Source organism: Kitasatospora sp. NPDC101155, assembly GCF_044768305.1.
Lineage (GTDB): Bacteria > Actinomycetota > Actinomycetes > Streptomycetales > Streptomycetaceae > Kitasatospora.
This window is the reverse complement of the sequence record NZ_JBIWPN010000039.1, coordinates 56407-73339: the sequence shown is the minus strand read 5'-3', so window position 1 is coordinate 73339 and position 16933 is coordinate 56407. Positions and strand designations below refer to the sequence as shown.

The window sequence follows — 16933 nt, the reverse complement described above, 5'->3', positions numbered from 1 at the left end:
ATGGTACTGCAGGGGGGACCCTGTGGGAGAGTAGGACGCCGCCGAACAATCATTCAGAAGAACCCCCATCCGGATTCCGGATGGGGGTTCTTCGCATTTTCGGACCATCTCAACCGGCGGGTGTTGCTCCGACCACCGACAGGTGGACCTAGGTCTACCTCGGAATTGGGGTGCCATGGCCAGTGTCCGGAGCCGGTCGTTCGTGAACACTGATGAAGGACGATCGGTACCGGCATCAGGAGCTTGCGTGACCACAGTGACTAGCACGAGCGGCACGTCCGTACGTGCGCAGACTCGGGCAGCCTTCGAGGCCGGCGTCCAGGGACTGGCCAGGCTGGCTCAGGTGGCGCTGGCCGCGGCCGCGGGGTTCGCGCTGCCGGTGGTGGCGGCCGTCCTCACGGGGGTGGCGACGGCCCAGTTGCTCATGGACTACTCCCCGGCGCCCCTGATCGCCCTCGTGGCCGCGCTGGTCGCCGGCTCCGTGGTGGCCACCGCCTTCGTTCGGAGGACCGCGGACCGTACCCGCAGGTTCCTGGAACGCTGGTACGGCATACGTCTTCCGGCGGCCTATGAGCCGCGGCCGGAGCTGGAGTCGGACGAGCGCGGGCACTGGTGGACGGGGTACTCCTACCACCGCTCGCGGACGGTCGCGAAGTTCGCGCAGCTGGTCCATTGGGGCCTGCGGGACCGCACCACCCGCGCCGAGCTGGCCTGGTTGGTGGTGAACCCCGTCCTTGCTGCCGCCTTGGCCGGTCCGGTGGTGCTGCTGCTGGTGCTGGGTGCCGCCTACACCCTGGCGGGGCCGGTTCCCGCGGACGGGTTCGGTCCGATGAGCCCGCGCATGATGTCGGTCCTGCTGAGCATCGGGGTCGGGATCGGCATGGTGCTCGCCGGGATACTCGTCGCACCGTACGCGGTGCGCGGGTACGCGGAGGTGGCCCGCCGGGTGCTGGACCAGGACGGTCGGGCCACGCACGCCCAGCTGACCAGGCGGGTGGCCGAGTTGACCGAGACCCGGGCGGACGCGGTGGGCAACCAGGCGGCCGAACTGCGGCGGATCGAGCGCGATCTGCACGACGGAGCCCAGGCGAGGCTGGTCGCGATCGGGATGACGCTGGGCACCATCGAGCACCTGATGGACACCGACCAGGCCGCCGCGCGGGAACTGCTCTCCGAGGCCCGGCAGTCCTCGGCCCGGGCGCTGCAGGAACTGCGCGACCTGGTCCGCGGTATCCACCCGCCGGTGCTCGCCGAACGCGGACTGGGCGATGCCGTCCGGGCGTTGGCGCTGGACAGCGCGCTCCCGACGGAGGTGTTCGTGAGCCTGCCGGACCGGCTGCCGGCTCCGGTGGAGGCCGCCGCGTACTTCAGCATCTGCGAGCTGCTGGCCAACACGGCCAAGCACTCCGGGGCGGACCAGGTGTGGGTGGACATCCTGTACCGGGCCGGCTCCCTACGGGTCACGGTGACGGACGACGGCGTGGGTGTGGCGGATCCGTCCCGGGGCACGGGCCTGCGCGGGATCGAACGCCGATTGGGTACCTTCGACGGTGCCCTCGCCATCGACAGCACGTCGGGCGGTCCCACCACCATCACCTTGGAGTTGCCGTGCGAGTTGTCCTCGCCGAGGACCTCTACCTCCTTCGCGAAGGCCTGATCCGGCTACTGGAAGTGCACGGCTTCACCATCGCGGCCGCCGTGGAGACCGGCCCCGAGCTGCTGGAGGCGCTGCTGACCCACCGCCCGGAAGTGGCCGTGGTCGACGTCCGGCTGCCCCCGACGCTCACCGACGAGGGGCTGCAGGCGGCGCTCAAGGCACGCCGGGAGATCCAGGGCCTGCCGGTGCTGGTGCTGTCCCAGCACGTCCAGCAGCTGTACGCGCGGGAGTTGCTGGCCGACGGCACGGGCGGGATCGGCTACCTGCTGAAGGACCGGGTGTTCAACGCAGGCCAGTTCATCGACGCGGTCCGCCGGGTGGCTGCGGGCGGGACGGCGATGGACCCGGACGTGATCGCCCAGCTGATGCAGACCACCGCGCGCCGACCCGGCCCGCTGCTCGGGCTGTCCCCGCGCGAGCGCGAGGTGCTGGAGCTGATGGCCGAGGGCTGTTCCAATTCGGCGATCGCCGCCCGCCTCTCAGTGAGCGACGGCGCTGTGGCCAAGCACATCGCCAACATCTTCAGCAAGCTCGGACTCGCCCCGGACGAGGACGCCAACCGGCGGGTGATGGCCGTGCTCGCCTACCTCAACGGCACGGCGGGGCAGAACCGCTGACGGTCCGACCGGCCCCGGCGGAGGAGGTTGCTCCGTAGCGTGATGTGACACTCCAGGCTGCGGAAACGCTGAAACACGCGTACGAGTAAACTCCGATGGGCCGAGCCCGGAGGTTGCTCAGCCGTCCGGCGGCCCGATAGGCGGGAACCGGCAGCCGAGGCGCGTACGGCAGCAGCCGACATCCAGGGGTTGATAGACGTTATGGCACGCCCAACGCTCACCAAGGCCCATCGCGGCCTGCTCGGCCTGGTCGCGGCCGGCGCCTGCATCATCTCGGGCATCGGCTTCGCGGGCTCGTACAACGCGGTGCGCGAGCTGGCCCTGGAGAAAGGTTTCGGTGCCTTCTCCTACGCCTTCCCGATCGGCGTCGACGCGGGCATCGTGGTGCTCCTCGCCCTCGACCTGGTGCTGACCTGGCTGCGGATACCCTTCCCGATGCTGCGCCAGACGGCCTGGCTGCTGACCGTCGCCACCATCGCCTTCAACGCGGCCGCCTCGTGGGGCGACCCGCTCGGCATGGGGATGCACGCCGTCATCCCGGTGCTGTTCGTCGTCGTGGTCGAGGCCTCCCGGCACGCGGTGGGCCGGATCGCGGCGATCACCGCCGACCGTCACATGGAATCGGTCCGGGTGATGCGCTGGGTGCTCTCCCCGGTGCCGACCTTCCGGCTCTGGCGGCGGATGAAGCTCTGGGAGCTGCGCTCCTACGAGGAGGTCATCCGGCTGGAGCAGAACCGCCTGGTCTACCGCGCGCAGCTGCGCTTCCGGTACGGCCGTGGCTGGCGCCGCTCGGCGCCGATCCAGGCGCTGCTGCCGCTCAAGCTCGCCAAGTTCGGCGTCCCGCTGGACCCGTCGCTGCTCGACCGGCTGGACGAGGAGGCCCGCGAGCGCGAGGCCAAGGAGGTCCGGGCGGAGAAGGAGGCCAAGGAGCTCGAACTGCAGCTCCAGCAGAGCCGCGCCGCCGCAGCCATCGCCCCGGCGGTTCCCGTGGTCGGCGGCCCGGTGCCCGCCCGCGCCGCGAGCGCGGCTCAGCCCCAGCGGCCCCAGAACCCGCAGCAAGTCAGGCCTGAACCGTCCCAGGCGCAGGCGCAGGCGCAGGCGCAGGCGCAGGACAAGGACCAGCCCCAGGCGCAGCCCTCCGCCGAGGCCCAGGCCCCCGCAGCCCCCGCGGCTGCCGCGCCGATGTCCGCCGAGGTCGCCGCGCCGATGCTGGCGAAGCTGCACGCCGTCCGCCTGCGTGCCGCGCAGGAGCCGGAGGAGGCGGCGGACGCCGCCCCGCAGCCCCGTGGCGAGGAGCTGAACGTCTGGACCGAGCGCCCGGTCCGCACCACCGGCCACTCGGCCGACCCCGCACCGGGCGGGCGGGTGCCCGGCCAGGCCTCGCCGTGGTTCAAGCCGCCGCGCCCGGTCGCCGAGGAGCCCGCGCCGGCCCTTGTCCAGACGCCTCGGCCGCAGGCCCAGCACCCGGTCGTCCCGCAGGCCGACCCGGCCGGGTCGCAGCCGGCCCCGGCCGCCCAGCAGGCCCAGGCCGAACGGCCGACCCAGCCCGAGCAGCCCGCTCCGGCCGAGGAGCCCGTCCAAGCCGAGCAGCCCGAACATCGCCCGGCGCCCACGGCCCTCGACCAGGACATCGCCTACGACGCCCTGGTCTCGTACATCGACAACCACAGCCACGAGCCCGACCCCCAGCGCCTCGCCGCCTGGCTCACCGCCGAGTACGGCGTCAGCGGCAAGGGCCCGGACGGCTCGGTCCACCCCAAGGAGGTGGCCGAGCTCTACCCGCAGCTTCGCGACCGCTACGCCGCCGCCGGGAGGGACTGAACCCGCGCCGGCACCCTCGGTCCACCGCTCGGTCGGCCATTGACGCCCGACCCAGCCGGAGCTACCTTCGCCTCAACAAATTGTTGAATCGCTGGTTCGGCATGGAGGAGTGCGGATGTCGCAGGTCGAGGTCGACGGAACCGGGCCGACGGGCGGGGCCTCCTTCTCCGCCGGCGCCCGCGCTGCCGTCGAGGCGCTGCTCGCCCCGGTGGACGCCGATCTGGCGCGCCGCTACCCGGGCGACTCCGGCACCCGGCAGCCGGTTCACACTGTCTACGTCCCGGCGGACGCCTTCGGCGCCGACACCGTGCGGGAGTGGGGCCGCCAGGCCGTGGAGGCCTTCGGCACCCACGCCGGCACCCCCACCGAGCTCGCCCGCGCCCTCGGCGTCGCCGACGACGGGCTGCTCGCCGACGTGCACGCCCGGGTCCGCGCCAAGCTGCGGCGCGAGCCGATCGAGGACCTGCGGATCGACTTCGAGGACGGCTACGGCCCGCGCCCGGACGCCGAGGAGGACGCCGCCGCCGTCCGCGCCGCCGAACTGCTCGCCGCCGCGGTGGCCGAAGGCAGCGCGCCGCCGTACGTCGGCATCCGGATCAAGTGCATGGAGGCGCCCGTCCGCGCCCGCGGCATCCGAACCCTGGAGCTCTTCCTCGCCACCCTGCTGGCGAACGGCGGCCTGCCGGAGGGCCTGGTGCTGACTCTGCCCAAGGTCACCTACGCGGAGCAGGTCACCGCCCTGGTCCGGCTGCTGGAGGACTTCGAGCGCCGCGCCGGGCTGCCGGCCGGCCGGATCGGTTTCGAGATCCAGATCGAGACCACCCAGGCCATCCTCGGCCCGGACGGCCGGGCCACCGTCGCCCTCATGATCGAGGCCGCCGAGGGCCGTGCCACCGGGCTGCACTACGGCACCTTCGACTACAGCGCCTCCTGCGGGGTCAGCGCGGCCTACCAGAGCATGGACCACCCGGTCGCCGACCACGCGAAGGCAGTCATGCAGGTGGCCGCGGCCGGCACCGGGGTCCGGCTCTCCGATGGCTCGACCAACGTGATCCCCACCGGCTCCACCGAGCAGGTGCACGCCGCCTGGAAGCTCCACCACGACCTGGTCCGCCGCTCGCTGGCCCGCGCCTACTACCAGGGCTGGGACATGCACCCGGCGCACCTGCCGACCCGCTACGTCGCGGTGTACTCCTTCTACCGCGAGGGCCTGGCGGCCGCCGCCGCCCGGCTGGCCGCGTACGTCGCCAAGACGGGCGGGGACGTGATGGACGAGCCGGCCACCGCCCGGGCGCTCAGCGGCTACCTGCTGCGCGGCCTGGACTGCGGCGCCGTCGACCCGGCCGAGATCACCGCGCTGACCGGCCTGGACCGCGCACAGCTGGACGCCCTGGCCGGTCGCTGACCCTCCGGTCGCCGACGCCCCGGCCGCCGACCCTCCGGTCGCGCGCCAACTAGGCTGGCGGTGCCGCCCCGGACGCCCGGGGTGCGCGCCGCCAGCCGTCGCCGTTCCCGGGAGAACCAAAGCGCCATGTCCGCCACGCCGGAACCGACCGCCAGGCCGTACCTCACCATCCGGCGGGCCGGCAGCCACGAGACCGAGATCAAGAAGTCCCGTTTCATCTGCCACCTCGCCCGGGTCGCCGACGAGGACGAGGCACAGGCCTTCATCGCCGGCATCCGCAAGCGGTACTGGGACGCCCGGCACAACTGCACCGCCTTCGTGGTCGGCGACGAGCAGCGCCGCGAGCGCTCCAGCGACGACGGCGAGCCCGGCGGCACGGCCGGGGTGCCGATGCTGGAGGTGCTGCGCCGGCGCGGCCTCACCGACACCGTCGCCGTGGTGACCAGGTACTTCGGCGGGATCAAGCTCGGCGCCGGCGGTCTGGTGCGGGCGTACGGGAACGCGGTGTCGGCCGCGGTCGACGAGCTCGGCCTGCTGGAGCGGCGGCCGGTCGCGCTGCTCGCGGTGACGGCGGACCACGTACGCGCCGGGCGGGTGGAGAACGACCTGCGGGCCGCCGGGTACGCGGTGAGCGACCTCGTCTACGAGGCGGCCGGGGTGCGGATCGAGGTGGGCGTGCCGGAGCCGGAGGTGGCCGCGTTCCACACCTGGCTGGCCGAGGCGACCGGCGGTACCGCGGTGGCGGTCCCGGCCGGCCGCACCTATGTCGAGGTACCGGTCTGACCCACCGGTCGGGGAGCCCGCCCGGAGCCGTGGTGGCGCCGTGGGGGCGCCGGGGCCGCTGAGGCCCGAGCGCCCTCCGCCGGGTCGCTTTCCGTAGCCGAGCGGCCGCGCCGCGCGGAAGACCGCTTGAGTAGATTCACCCGAACGTAGTGTCGTGGCCCGGAGTTGGAACTTCCGCTCCGGGCCGTGGCGTTTCCTGGGCAAGGATCCGGCCGAACCGGACGAAAACCATCGATGGAGGACACCAGACCCCACCCCGCACCACGGAGGTATGCGCATGACCTCAGACCGCTCGCCGTCGCCCGCCGGTGCCGACCTACCTGGCCCCCGCAGCCCCGCGACGCCCTACCGGATGACCGTCACCACCACCCTCCCGCACGCCGAGGCTGTTGCCCTGGCGGACGAGCAGCTGGCCTCCTGGCTGAAGCAGGAGGGCTGCGAGGAGCCCCCGCCGGCCCACCGCGCCCCCGCCGGAACGGCCTCCGCGGGAACGCCCCTCGCCGCCGAACGCCTCCGTCTGGGCGACCGTGTCCTGCTGGACCGGGACCGAGGCCCGCTGCGCGGCCCGTCGGGCGCCGGCCGCTACGACCGCCGCCGCCTGCGCACCCCGGCCCCGCACGGCACCCGGCAGCTCACCCTCACCGTGGCCACCGGCGCCGAGGGCCGCACCTGGTTCCGGCTGGAGGCCGAGACCCACAGCACCGGCAGCGGTGTGCGCACTCCCTGCCGGGTGCCGGTGCCCGAGCTGGCCCGCACCCTGCTCCCGCTGCTCGACGCCAGCGACGGCCCGGCCGCCGTCCACCCCGTACCCCGGGTGATCACGGCCGACGAGGTCGACGCCCTGATCGACGAGCTGTGCGACCCGGAGCGCCGACTGCCCACCGTGGTCGCCAGCGTCCCGGTGAACCTCCCGCTCGACCGCTGGGTCGAGGACGTGGTCCGCCCGCTCTGCCGGCAGCTGCCCGGCCTCGCCACCGCCTACGTGCTGGACCCGGGCGCCCGCACCGGCTTCAACGTCGCGTTGGAGTACCACACCGTGTACGGCGGGGCGGTGCGCACCTACCTGCCCGAGGTCGACCCGGCCTCCCGGCAGGACGGCGCCCGGCATCCGGTGCTCGCCCGGGGTCGAATAGAACAGGACCTCCGCCGTGCCGCCGGCCTGCTCGCCCGCGAGCCGCGCCGCCTCGCCGCCGACCAGCCGCTGCCGCCGCCGCTCGCGGCCGTCCCGGTGCTGCGTGTCCCACCGCCGCAACTCCGCCCGGCCGCCGACCATCCCGTGGTCACGAGCGCCGGCGCGACCGTCGACACGGCTGCCGACGCGGCCGCCGAACTGGCTGAGTTCGCACGCGAGGAGCAGCAGGACCGCGCCGAGCAGCAGGCCAGGGCCGACGAACTGGAGCGGGTCCGGCGCACCCTGCGCCTGGAACACCGCGACCGCGGCCAGACTCGGGACGGCCACGAGGGCCGCCTACGCACCGGCGCCCGCGGCCTGGCCGGCCGCCACTGCACCACCCCGGGCTCCGGCCCGGCCGTCGGCCAGCGCTCCGCCGCCCAGCCCTTCGGGTGGGTCGGCAAGCCCGAGACCTTCACCGACCTCATGGCCCGGCTCGGTGAGTTCCCGCTGCTCACCTTCACCGGCGACCAGAAGGCCGCGCTCGCCCTGGACGGACTCCAGTGCGCCGGCGCCGGTTGGGCCCGGCTCGCCTGGGACGGTCTGACGGCCCTGCAGGAGTACGCCGAGGCGGCCGTGAGCGGCGCGGCCGGCGGGGACTTCAAGCAGTGGTGCGAGCACACCCCGGACGGCTGCCACCGCTTCCCGCCCCGCAAGGCGGTCCGCGGCGAGTCCCGGACGGTGTTCAGTCACACCAAGTGGAAACGCGAACGGATGCTGCCGGTCCCGGAACACGTGGACGCCTCCCGGCGCGCGTTCATGGGCGCGCACCTGCGGATCGGCGGCGGCCGCACCGCGCCCCGGCTGCACTACCTGGACGACTGTTCCGGTAGTGGCCGGATCTACGTCGGTTACATCGGTCTGCACCTGACCAACACCCGGACCAACTGACCGGCTTGGCTGACCGCTGAGCCCGTTCGGTGGACAATGTCCGGCAGGGGCGGGGCCGCGGGCCGGCCGGCCGCCCCGGGCAGGCGCCGGACGAGCATGGGGGAACGACGACCGATGCAGTACTCAGCTGACGGCCAGTCGGACGGCGCCGCCACCGTCCAGTTTCCCCAACCGGGCTTCCTCGCCTCGGTTTTCCGCGACCTCGGCGTCGACGAAGGTCCGGAACCGCGCGATCCCGCCGGTGGCCGGGCCGTACCCGGCCGCCCCGGCGAGGCGGCGGTGGGTGACGGCCCGTCCGTCCCCGGCCCGACACCCGGCCGTCCGATCGGCGATCCGGGTGACAGCTCGTCCACCTCGGGCTCCACCGCCCCCGGCTCCGCCGACCCCGGGGACGGCATCGCCGCGCACGCCCGGGCCGCCGCCCTGACCCACCACCGCACACTCACCGTCCAGGCCGAGCACGACCGGCTGACCGACCTGCTGCGGCGGGCCGCGCTGCCCGTCTCGGCCATGGACTTCGAGAGTCAGCTGCGCCACTACGAACCCCGCCCCTACCCGGCCGACGGCCCGGCCGCCGCCGACCAGTCCGAGCCCCGCTGGGAGGACTTCGCCCCCGCCGAACCGGCCGCGGCCGACCCGGAGAGCGGTCCGTCCCGCCGCCTGCTCGACTCCGGCTACCAGCGCGAACTGGCCCAGGCCCGGCTGACCCACCAGCGCGCCCTGCGCGAGTGGCGCACCCGCCGGGCCGAGGCCGGCCGCCCGGCCGCCGACGAGTCCCGGCGCGCCCACGAGGCGACCGAGGAGGCCCGCGCCCGCGCGGTGCGCGAGTACAACGAGAGCCTGGAGGAGTGCCGGCGCGCCTACCGGCTGGCCGAGCCGGCCGCCGTGGAGTCGCTGCTGGAGCGGGCCTTGGCCGCCGCCGAGACCGCCACCCAGGACCTCCCCGCCCCCTGCCGGGCAGTGTTCCGCCCGCTCACCCGCACCGCCGTGCTGGACCTCGACCTGCCCCCGCTCGACCTGGTGCCCTCGCTCACCGGTTACCGGCTGGCCCCCGACGGAGACATCGTCCCGGTGCCGCGTCCGCCCGCGGACCGGGCCACCGACTACCTGCGGCTGGTCGCCCGGCTCGCGCTGCGCGCTCTGCAGGCCGCCGACGCCGTCGACACCGACGAGATACTCGCCGGTGTCGTCCTCAACGGCTGGCTGCGCGAGCCCGGTTCGGCCGAGCCGCTCTGCCTGCTCAGCGTGGACGCCGACCGCGACGCTCTGGCCCGCACCCGGCTGCTGCCGCCGGAGACGCCGTACGAGGAGCGCGACGACGAGGGCGTCTACGCCGACGCCGAGCAGGACGAGGCCCTGGTCCGGCTGCGCCAGCTGGACGCCGCCGTCACCCCGGACCCGTACGCCCGCGCCGTCGTCGAGCCGGCCGCCCAGGCCGGGGCCGCCGTCCCGGCCGCGCTCGACCTGTCCGCCAACGAGTTCGCCCAGCTGGTGCGCGACCTGCTCATCCGGGGCGGGCTCGCCGAGTGGAGCGTCCGGCTGCGTGGCCCGGCCGGGCTGGTCGCCACGGGCGAGGGTGCCCCCGGCAGCTCGCTGCCCGGCCGCTGGGTGGTCTGGGCCTCGCGGGGCGCCGCACCGGTCACCGCCGAGCAGATCGAGACCCTGGCCGAGGCCGTCACTGAGGAGTCCGCGGAACGCGGCCTGCGGCTGACCACCGGCCGTTTCGCCGACGACGCCCTGGACCTCACCGCCGAGGAGAGCCACCGGCACATCCACCTGATCGACGGCGACGGCGTCCGCGAACTCGCCCGCACCCACCTCGGCCTGCCGCTCGCCGCCGGCCTCTGACGGGTCGACGGCCTCTGACGGGCCGACGGGCCGACGGGCCCGATGGTCCCGAAAGACGCCCAGGCCCGGAAGACCCGCCCTGCCCGGCCTCGGAGTTCACCCCGACGGGCCACCCGGCGGGCGCCCCGCCGGGCCCGGACCGAGGCTGAGGACCGGATCCCATCGGCCCCGGCACCCCCCCGGGCGATCACCGTCGAACGGTCGTCCGGTACGGTCGGCGGTCGGCCCGACCACGGGCGGACCCCAGGGGGAGAGGAATGGGCACTGCGCTCGGCAGAGCACACGGCGGCACCGGCCATCCGGCGGGCCAGGCGCGGGAGGCGACCCGATGACCGCCGTCCTGGTCGCCGCCGGGGCGTTCCTGATGACGCTGATCGGCGGCTTCGTCGCCCAGCGCACCGGAGACCGCCGCCACCTGGTGCTCGGCTTCGCGGCCGGCCTGATGCTCGGCGTGGTCGCCTTCGACCTGCTGCCCGAGGCCATCCACCAGGCGCCCGGAGAAGTGCACGGCGTGCCGCAGGCGCTGCTGATGTTCGCGGTGGGCTTCCTCACCATCCACGTGGTCGAGCGCGCGGTCGCCATCCACCGCGGTCACGAGGGCGAGTACGCCGAGCACACCCACGGCCACCACCACGGCCACGCCCACCACGCCGGGGCCCAGGGCATCGGGCTGACCGCCGCGCTGGCCCTGGTCGGGCACAGCGTGATGGACGGCTTCGCGATCGGCGCCGCCTTCCAGGCCGGCACCACGGTCGGCACGGTGGTGGCCATCGCGGTGGTCGCGCACGACTTCGCCGACGGCTTCAACACCTACACGATCACTCGGCTGTACGGACACAACCGGCGCCGGGCGCTGACCCTGCTCGCGGCCGACGCGCTGGCCCCGGTCTCCGGCGCGGCGATCACCCTGGCCTTCACCATCCCGGAGCACCTGCTCGGCCTCTACCTGGGCTTCTTCTCCGGCTTCCTGCTCTACCTGGCGACCTCCGACATCCTCCCGGAGGCGCACAGCCCGCACCCCTCGCGCAGCACCCTGTTGTGCACCGTCGCCGGGGTCGGCTTCATGTGGCTGGTCATCGGCTTCGCCAGCTGACCCCCGGCTTCGCCGACCGACCCCCGGCTTCGCCGACCGACCCCCGGCTTCGCCGACCGACCCCCGGCTTCGCCGGCTAACCCGGAAGGCGGCTCCAGCACCCCCGCATCGCCGCCAGCGCCGCGGTGATCGCCGGCCGCCGGGAGGCCTGGGCCCGCCAGAGCGCGAACACCCGCCGGCTCGGCTGCGAGGCCACCGGGCGGGCCACCACCCCGGCCGGCAGCGGGCCCCGGCCGAGCCGGGGCACCAGGCCCATCCCCAGACCGGCCGCGACCAGCGCGATCTGGGTCTCGAACTCGCCGACCTGGTAGCGCACGTCCGGCTCCTCACCGGCCTCACGTAGGGTGCGGACCAGCCAGTCGTGGCAGATGTTGCCCGGCGGCATGCTGATCCAGCGCTGCCCGCACAGCCGCTCCACCGGCACCGCGTCCAGTGCCGCCAGCTCGTCCCCGTCCGGCAGCAGCAGGTCCACCGGGTCCGTCCCGAGGTCCAGCCGGGCCAGCCCCTCCTGCACCGGCAGCGGCACGGTCGGCCAGTCCTGCACCAGCGCCAGATCCACCTCGCCCCGGGCCACCAGCTCCGCCGCCGGGTACGGATCGCTCTCCAGCAGCCGTACGTCCAGCTCCGGGCAGCGCTGCCGCAGTTCGGCCAACGCCCCGGGCATCAGTCCGCGTGCGCCGGACGGGAAGGCGGCGACCAGCAGCCGCCCGACCGCCTGGCCGCGCTGTTCCTCCAACCGCACCTCGGCCTGCTCAACCAGCCCCAGCACGGCCTGCGCGGTGGTCGCCAGCTCGCGCGCCGCGTCGGTCAGCACCACGCCCCGGCCCTGCTTCTCCAGCAGCACCGTCCGGGTCTCCCGCTCCAGTTTGGCGATCTGCTGCGAGACCGCCGAGGGCGTGAATCCGAGCGCGGCCGCTGCCCCGCCGACCGAACCGTGCACCGCCACCGCGTGCAGCGCCCGCAGGCGCCCCAGATCCATCATGCAGCGATCCTAAAGTGTTTTCTTCAGTATTCATCGCTGGTGCTGCACGGTCCTCCGCCGCCATGCTCCATCCATGACCGCAGCACCCGCCGCTCCGGGCGGCAAGAGCAGCATGAGCCCTCGTCACATCACCCTGGCCGTCCTGGTGGCCGCCGTGTGGGGCCTCAACTTCGTCCTCATCCACGTCGGCCTGGACAGCTTCCCGCCGCTGCTCTTCTGCGCCCTGCGGTTCGCCGTGGTCGCCGTGCCCGCGGTCTTCTTCATCGGCCCGCCCAAGGTGGCCCGGCGCTGGGTGCTGGCGGTCGGCCTGGTCCTCGGGGTGGTCAAGTTCGGGCTGCTCTTCCTCGGCATGCACGCCGGGATGCCGGCCGGCCTCTCCTCCCTGGTGCTCCAGTGCCAGGCAGGCTTCACCGCCCTGTTCGCCGCCGCCCTGCTGGGTGAGCGCCCGGGCGGGCAGCGGCTCCTCGGCCTGGGGATCGCCTTCGCGGGCATCGCCCTGAGCGCGTTCGACCAGGGCCTCGGCGGCCCGCTCGGGGCCTTCGCCCTGGTGGTGCTGGCCGCCGTCGCCTGGGGCCTGTCCAACGTGCTGACCCGCAGGGCGGCACCGCCGGACGCCCTGCGCTGGATGGTCTGGGTCAGCGCCGTCCCGCCGCTGCCGCTGCTGGGCCTGTCCCTGCTGGTCGAGGGGCCGGACGCGGACCTGCGCGCGCTTCGCGGGATCACCCTCGGCGGGCTCGGCGCGATCGGCTACGTCGGGCTGGTCTCCACCCTGTTCGGCTTCGTCGCCTGGAGCTACCTGCTGCGCAGCTACGACGCGACCGCCGTCGCGCCCTACTCGCTGCTGGTGCCGGTGTTCGGGATGTCCTCGGCCTGGCTGCTGCTCGGCGAACGGGTCAGCCCGCTGGCCGGCGCGGCCGCGCTGCTGGTGATCGCCGGGATCGGGATCACCGCGCTGCGCCCGGGGCTGCCGAGCGCTGTGGCGGCCCGGCTGCGAGGAAGCGGGCCTCGGCGGAGCGCAGCACTCGCAGCAGCACCTCCTCGTCCTCGGGGCTGACCTCGCCGAAGTACTCCTGCGCCACCTCGTCCCGGACCTGCCCGATCCGCTCCACCGCCGCCCGGCCGGCCTCGGTCAGCAGCAGCCGTACGGCCCGCCGGTCGGCCGGGTCGGGGCTGCGCTCGACCAGTCCGGCCTCCTCCAGGGCGTCGACCACGGTGGTGGCCGAGCGCGGGGCGATGTGCAGCTTGTCGGCGAGGTCGCTCAGCCGCATCGCGTGGTCCGGGGTCTCGCAGCCGGGCGCGTGGGCGAGGGTGCGCAGCGCCCGGGCCTGGCCGGGGGTGATGCCGTAGGGCTCCAGCCGCCAGCCGGTCTGGCGGCGGATCCGCTTGATCGCCCTGGTCATCGCGTCCGCCAGTTCGGCCGCGCCGGCCGGGGAGCCGGGCCGGGGGGCGGGGGAGGGGTCCGCCGGGTCGTCGGTCGGCGTGGTGGTCATCGGCGGTCTCCTCGGCTGGCGTCCGGCCAAGGGTATCGGCCGGTCGGGGGCCTGCGGCGGGCGGCGGAGGGCGATCAGGGAAATATGTTGAGCTTAGCTCAGCATCTAGGCTAGCGTAGCTTCCAGTGAGGGGACCCTAAGTTCCCTCCCCGCCCCTGGAGGACCCATGCCCGTTTCCACCGCGCGCGTCGCCACCGACCGTCCCGCCCGCTACGCCAAGCAACTCGCCGCCCACATGAGCCGCAAGATCGAGACGTCCTTCTCCCCGGAGACCGGCCGCGGCACCCTGGTCTTCGCCGCCGGCACCGCCACCCTGGAGGCCCAACCGGACGCCCTGCTGCTGACCGTCGAGGGCGAGCGCGAGAACCTGCCCGGCCTGGAGGACGTGGTCGGCCGCCACCTCGTCCGTTTCGGCGCCCGCGACGAACTCGTCGTCGAGTGGCACCGCGACAACGGCGAGGCCGGCCTCGTTCACCGCAACGAGGAGCCCGAGGCCTGAGGCCTTCGGGCACCCGGCCGGGGCAGCCACCGGTCGAGCGCCCACAGCACCAGGGCCGCCAGGCACCAGCTGGCCACCACGTCCAGCGTCCAGTGGAAGTCGCTCCACACCAGCCCCGCGCCCACCCCGAGCGCGAGCAGCACCGCACCCGCCGTCAGCCCCCGGGCCGTCCGCGGCCCCGCGACCCGGGCCAGCAGCAGCGCCGCCACCCCGTACGAGAACGTCGCGGTCGCGGTGTGCCCGGACGGGTACCAGCCCCACTGTCCCGGCGTCAGCGCATCCCCGAGCGGGCCCGGCCGGGCGAAGGCCGCCTTCGCCGGGACCACCAGCAGCGGGATCAGCCCCGAGGTCAGCACCGCCACCGGCAGCGGCAGCCACCAGCGCACCGCCCCCGCACGGCGCCACCACCAGGCGGCCAGTGCCCCGGCCGCCAGCAGCACCGGGACGGCGGGCACGGCGCTGCCCAGGTCCGACAGCAGATGGCCGAGGGGGTCGAGCAGGGCGTTCGGGTGGGCCGCCCGCGCCGCCCGGCGGACCGAGCGGTCCAACCCGAGCAGCGGCCCGTCCGCCGCCACCTGCCAGGACACCACCAGCAGCACGACCGCCGCCACCACCGGCACCGCCGTCGAACGGGCGGCCCGGCCCAGGGCAGCGGACAGCCGCCCCGGAGCAGGGGGGAGAGCTCCGGGGCGGCTCTGATGATCGCCGTTCCGTGCGCCCCGGGGGGTGTGGGTCGGACGGTCGGTCGATCGGCCTTCGGTATGCGCCGACCCTCGCGGGGCGGCCTGGTTGTCCTCGCGGCGCCCACGCGGACCCGCCCCTGGGGGTGGCTCCGCGGGCGGCTCCGCCAATGGCTGAGGCTCGCTGTCCATCTGCGATGACACTACGTCAACCGCCCTTCCACGCCGAGCGCCTTCAGCGATTCCGCACATCATCTTCACCCTGCCCCGGGCAACCTCCGGGCCGTCCCGTCGATCATGACCGACCGCCGCACCGGGCCCGTACGAACCGAACGGCCCGTGCGGACCAGAGGTCCCCACGGGCCGTTCAGCGCTGTCCGGACATCCCTCCGGCGGGTAGGTGGCGCCTGGATCAGGCGGCGGTGACACCCTGGAGCGCGAACGCGCCCTCGATGATGTCCAGACCCTCGTTCAGCAGGTGCTCCGGCATGACCAGCGGCGGCAGGAAACGCAGCACGTTGCCGTAGGTGCCGGCGGTCAGCACGACCAGGCCCTCGGCGTGGCAGGCCTTGGCGATGGCCGCGGTGGCCTCCGCGTTCGGCTCCTTGCCGCCCGGCTTCACCAGCTCGACGGCGATCATCGCGCCGCGGCCGCGGACGTCCCCGATGATGTCGAACTTCTCCTGCATCGAGCGCAGGCGGCCCAGCATGACCTCACCGATCCGCTGCGCCTTGCCGACGAGGTCCTGCTCCTTCATGGTCTCGATGGCGCCCAGCGCGGCGGCGCAGGCCACCGGGTTGCCGCCGTAGGTGCCGCCCAGGCCGCCCGCGTGCGCGGCGTCCATGATCTCGGCGCGGCCGGTCACCGCGGCCAGCGGCAGACCGCCGGCGATGCCCTTGGCGGTGGTGATCAGGTCCGGGACGATGCCCTCGTCGTCACACGCGAACCACTGGCCGGTGCGGCAGAAGCCGGTCTGGATCTCGTCGGCGACGAACACGATGCCGTTCGCCTTCGCGTACTCCACGATGGCCGGCAGGAAGCCCTTGGCCGGCTCGATGAAGCCGCCCTCGCCCTGGATCGGCTCGATGATGATCGCCGCGACGTTCTCCGCGCCGATCTGCTTGTTGATGATGTCGATCGCCTGCGCGGCGGCCTCGGCGGCGCAGTTCTCCGCGCCGGTCAGCCAGCGGTACGGGTAGGCCACCGGCACCCGGTAGATCTCCGGGGCGAACGGACCGAAGCCCTGCTTGTACGGCATGTTCTTCGCCGTCAGGCCCATGGTCAGGTTGGTGCGGCCGTGGTAGCCGTGGTCGAACACCACGACGGCGGTGCGCTTGGTGTAGGCGCGGGCGATCTTCACCGCGTTCTCGACCGCCTCGGCGCCCGAGTTGAACAGCGCCGTGCGCTTCTCGTGGTCACCCGGGGTCAGCTCGTTCAGCTGCTCGGCGACGGCCACGTAACCCTCGTACGGGGTCACCATGAAGCAGGTGTGGGTGAAGGCGGCCAGCTGCTCGCTCGCCTTGGCCACCACGGCCTCGGCGCTGTTGCCGACGTTGGTCACGGCGATGCCGGAGCCGAAGTCGATCAGCGAGTTGCCGTCCACGTCCTCCAGCACGCCGCCGTTGGCACGGGTGACGTACACCGGCAGGGTGGTGCCGACGCCGGCCGCCACCGCACCCAGCTTGCGGGCCTGCAGCTCCTGCGACTTCGGGCCCGGGATCGCGGTGACCAGGCGGCGCTCCTGCGGGAGCGGCGTTACGGCGCTCATGGGGTATCTCCAGACTTCTCGGCTCGGTGCTTCGCAGGCTACGGCCGCCCTCCCCGACCGGGCATGCGCCACTCGGTAGCACTGCGCCATCCGACTTGTCCGGCACGGCCAGCGCCGGTGGCACGACTACCCGCAGGTCCCGCTCCACTACCCTGAGCGCGGGCGTGTCGCCGGTACGGCGGCATGGGTATGGCGGCACCGACGGCGGTCGGGCCGGGCGGGCGAGGG

Annotated in this window: 14 protein-coding genes; 10 read left to right on the top strand and 4 right to left on the bottom strand. The window is 74.2% G+C overall.

What is annotated here, in order from left to right; genetic code table 11:
* The first annotated feature begins 247 nt into the window (after window positions 1-247).
* The 8 genes from ACIRYZ_RS35965 to ACIRYZ_RS35930 all read left to right on the top strand — a co-directional run bounded on the left by ACIRYZ_RS35965 (window position 248) and on the right by ACIRYZ_RS35930 (window position 11286).
* Entirely contained in the window at window positions 248-1657 is a 1410-nt protein-coding gene (locus tag ACIRYZ_RS35965) for a sensor histidine kinase (RefSeq protein WP_402952447.1), read from the top strand.
* Window positions 1609-2274: a LuxR C-terminal-related transcriptional regulator gene (locus ACIRYZ_RS35960; protein WP_402952446.1), complete on the top strand. Its 666-nt coding sequence runs from the start codon at window positions 1609-1611 to the stop codon at window positions 2272-2274. The genes ACIRYZ_RS35965 and ACIRYZ_RS35960 overlap by 49 nt, the downstream gene beginning before the upstream one ends.
* A 201-nt stretch (window positions 2275-2475) precedes the next feature.
* Entirely contained in the window at window positions 2476-4095 is a 1620-nt protein-coding gene (locus tag ACIRYZ_RS35955; RefSeq protein ID WP_402952444.1) for a DUF2637 domain-containing protein, read from the top strand.
* A 115-nt stretch (window positions 4096-4210) separates the two neighbouring features.
* The gene (locus tag ACIRYZ_RS35950) at window positions 4211-5500 is read left to right on the top strand and encodes a DUF6986 family protein (RefSeq protein WP_402952442.1); all 1290 of its coding nucleotides are present in this window, start codon (window positions 4211-4213) and stop codon (window positions 5498-5500) included.
* 126 nt (window positions 5501-5626) lie between these two features.
* Window positions 5627-6283 (top strand): YigZ family protein, encoded by a 657-nt coding sequence (locus tag ACIRYZ_RS35945; RefSeq protein WP_402952441.1) that lies wholly within the window; start codon window positions 5627-5629, stop codon window positions 6281-6283.
* Window positions 6284-6560: 277 nt separating this feature from the next.
* Window positions 6561-8345: a hypothetical protein gene (locus ACIRYZ_RS35940; RefSeq protein ID WP_402952439.1), complete on the top strand. Its 1785-nt coding sequence runs from the start codon at window positions 6561-6563 to the stop codon at window positions 8343-8345.
* Window positions 8346-8459: 114 nt separating this feature from the next.
* On the top strand, window positions 8460-10193 hold the full coding sequence (locus ACIRYZ_RS35935) for a restriction endonuclease (RefSeq protein WP_402952438.1): 1734 nt from the start codon (window positions 8460-8462) through the stop codon (window positions 10191-10193).
* Window positions 10194-10521: 328 nt separating this feature from the next.
* Window positions 10522-11286 (top strand): ZIP family metal transporter, encoded by a 765-nt coding sequence (locus ACIRYZ_RS35930; protein WP_393038385.1) that lies wholly within the window; start codon window positions 10522-10524, stop codon window positions 11284-11286.
* A 76-nt stretch (window positions 11287-11362) separates the two neighbouring features.
* On the opposite strand, the gene ACIRYZ_RS35925 is transcribed toward ACIRYZ_RS35930, so the two are convergent.
* The gene (locus ACIRYZ_RS35925; RefSeq protein ID WP_402952437.1) at window positions 11363-12268 is read right to left on the bottom strand and encodes a LysR family transcriptional regulator; all 906 of its coding nucleotides are present in this window, start codon (window positions 12266-12268) and stop codon (window positions 11363-11365) included.
* Between the two features lie 112 nt (window positions 12269-12380).
* Between ACIRYZ_RS35925 and ACIRYZ_RS35920 the strand changes: the two genes are divergently transcribed.
* Window positions 12381-13322, top strand: coding sequence for an EamA family transporter (locus ACIRYZ_RS35920; protein WP_402952449.1), 942 nt, complete (start codon window positions 12381-12383; stop codon window positions 13320-13322).
* Here ACIRYZ_RS35920 and ACIRYZ_RS35915 read toward each other — a convergent pair.
* Window positions 13213-13758, bottom strand: a complete 546-nt coding sequence (locus ACIRYZ_RS35915; RefSeq protein WP_402952436.1) for a MarR family winged helix-turn-helix transcriptional regulator — start codon at window positions 13756-13758, stop codon at window positions 13213-13215. The two genes, ACIRYZ_RS35920 and ACIRYZ_RS35915, sit on opposite strands and share 110 nt — an antisense overlap.
* 166 nt (window positions 13759-13924) lie before the next feature.
* Here ACIRYZ_RS35915 and ACIRYZ_RS35910 point away from each other — a divergent pair, with 166 nt between their 5' ends.
* Window positions 13925-14257, top strand: a complete 333-nt coding sequence (locus tag ACIRYZ_RS35910; RefSeq protein ID WP_387621986.1) for a DUF2218 domain-containing protein — start codon at window positions 13925-13927, stop codon at window positions 14255-14257.
* Here the strand turns inward: ACIRYZ_RS35910 and ACIRYZ_RS35905 are convergent.
* Both ACIRYZ_RS35905 and gabT read right to left on the bottom strand, forming a co-directional pair.
* On the bottom strand, window positions 14230-14868 hold the full coding sequence (locus ACIRYZ_RS35905; protein WP_402952434.1) for a phosphatase PAP2 family protein: 639 nt from the start codon (window positions 14866-14868) through the stop codon (window positions 14230-14232). The genes ACIRYZ_RS35910 and ACIRYZ_RS35905 overlap by 28 nt on opposite strands.
* 481 nt (window positions 14869-15349) lie before the next feature.
* The gene (gabT, locus tag ACIRYZ_RS35900; RefSeq protein WP_402952433.1) at window positions 15350-16705 is read right to left on the bottom strand and encodes a 4-aminobutyrate--2-oxoglutarate transaminase; all 1356 of its coding nucleotides are present in this window, start codon (window positions 16703-16705) and stop codon (window positions 15350-15352) included.
* Between the last annotated feature and the right edge of the window lie 228 nt (window positions 16706-16933).

Excerpts from the sequence above, each read along its gene's own strand:
- ACIRYZ_RS35920 (WP_402952449.1), top strand. The coding sequence starts at position 12,381 with ATGAGCCCTCGTCACATCACCCTGGCCGTCCTGGTGGCCGCCGTGTGG.
- gabT (WP_402952433.1), bottom strand. The coding sequence starts at position 16,705 with ATGAGCGCCGTAACGCCGCTCCCGCAGGAGCGCCGCCTGGTCACCGCG.
- ACIRYZ_RS35930 (WP_393038385.1), top strand. The coding sequence starts at position 10,522 with ATGACCGCCGTCCTGGTCGCCGCCGGGGCGTTCCTGATGACGCTGATC.
- ACIRYZ_RS35925 (WP_402952437.1), bottom strand. The coding sequence starts at position 12,268 with ATGATGGATCTGGGGCGCCTGCGGGCGCTGCACGCGGTGGCGGTGCAC.
- ACIRYZ_RS35915 (WP_402952436.1), bottom strand. The coding sequence starts at position 13,758 with ATGACCACCACGCCGACCGACGACCCGGCGGACCCCTCCCCCGCCCCC.
- ACIRYZ_RS35955 (WP_402952444.1), top strand. The coding sequence starts at position 2,476 with ATGGCACGCCCAACGCTCACCAAGGCCCATCGCGGCCTGCTCGGCCTG.
- ACIRYZ_RS35935 (WP_402952438.1), top strand. The coding sequence starts at position 8,460 with ATGCAGTACTCAGCTGACGGCCAGTCGGACGGCGCCGCCACCGTCCAG.
- ACIRYZ_RS35945 (WP_402952441.1), top strand. The coding sequence starts at position 5,627 with ATGTCCGCCACGCCGGAACCGACCGCCAGGCCGTACCTCACCATCCGG.
- ACIRYZ_RS35910 (WP_387621986.1), top strand. The coding sequence starts at position 13,925 with ATGCCCGTTTCCACCGCGCGCGTCGCCACCGACCGTCCCGCCCGCTAC.
- ACIRYZ_RS35950 (WP_402952442.1), top strand. The coding sequence starts at position 4,211 with ATGTCGCAGGTCGAGGTCGACGGAACCGGGCCGACGGGCGGGGCCTCC.
- ACIRYZ_RS35940 (WP_402952439.1), top strand. The coding sequence starts at position 6,561 with ATGACCTCAGACCGCTCGCCGTCGCCCGCCGGTGCCGACCTACCTGGC.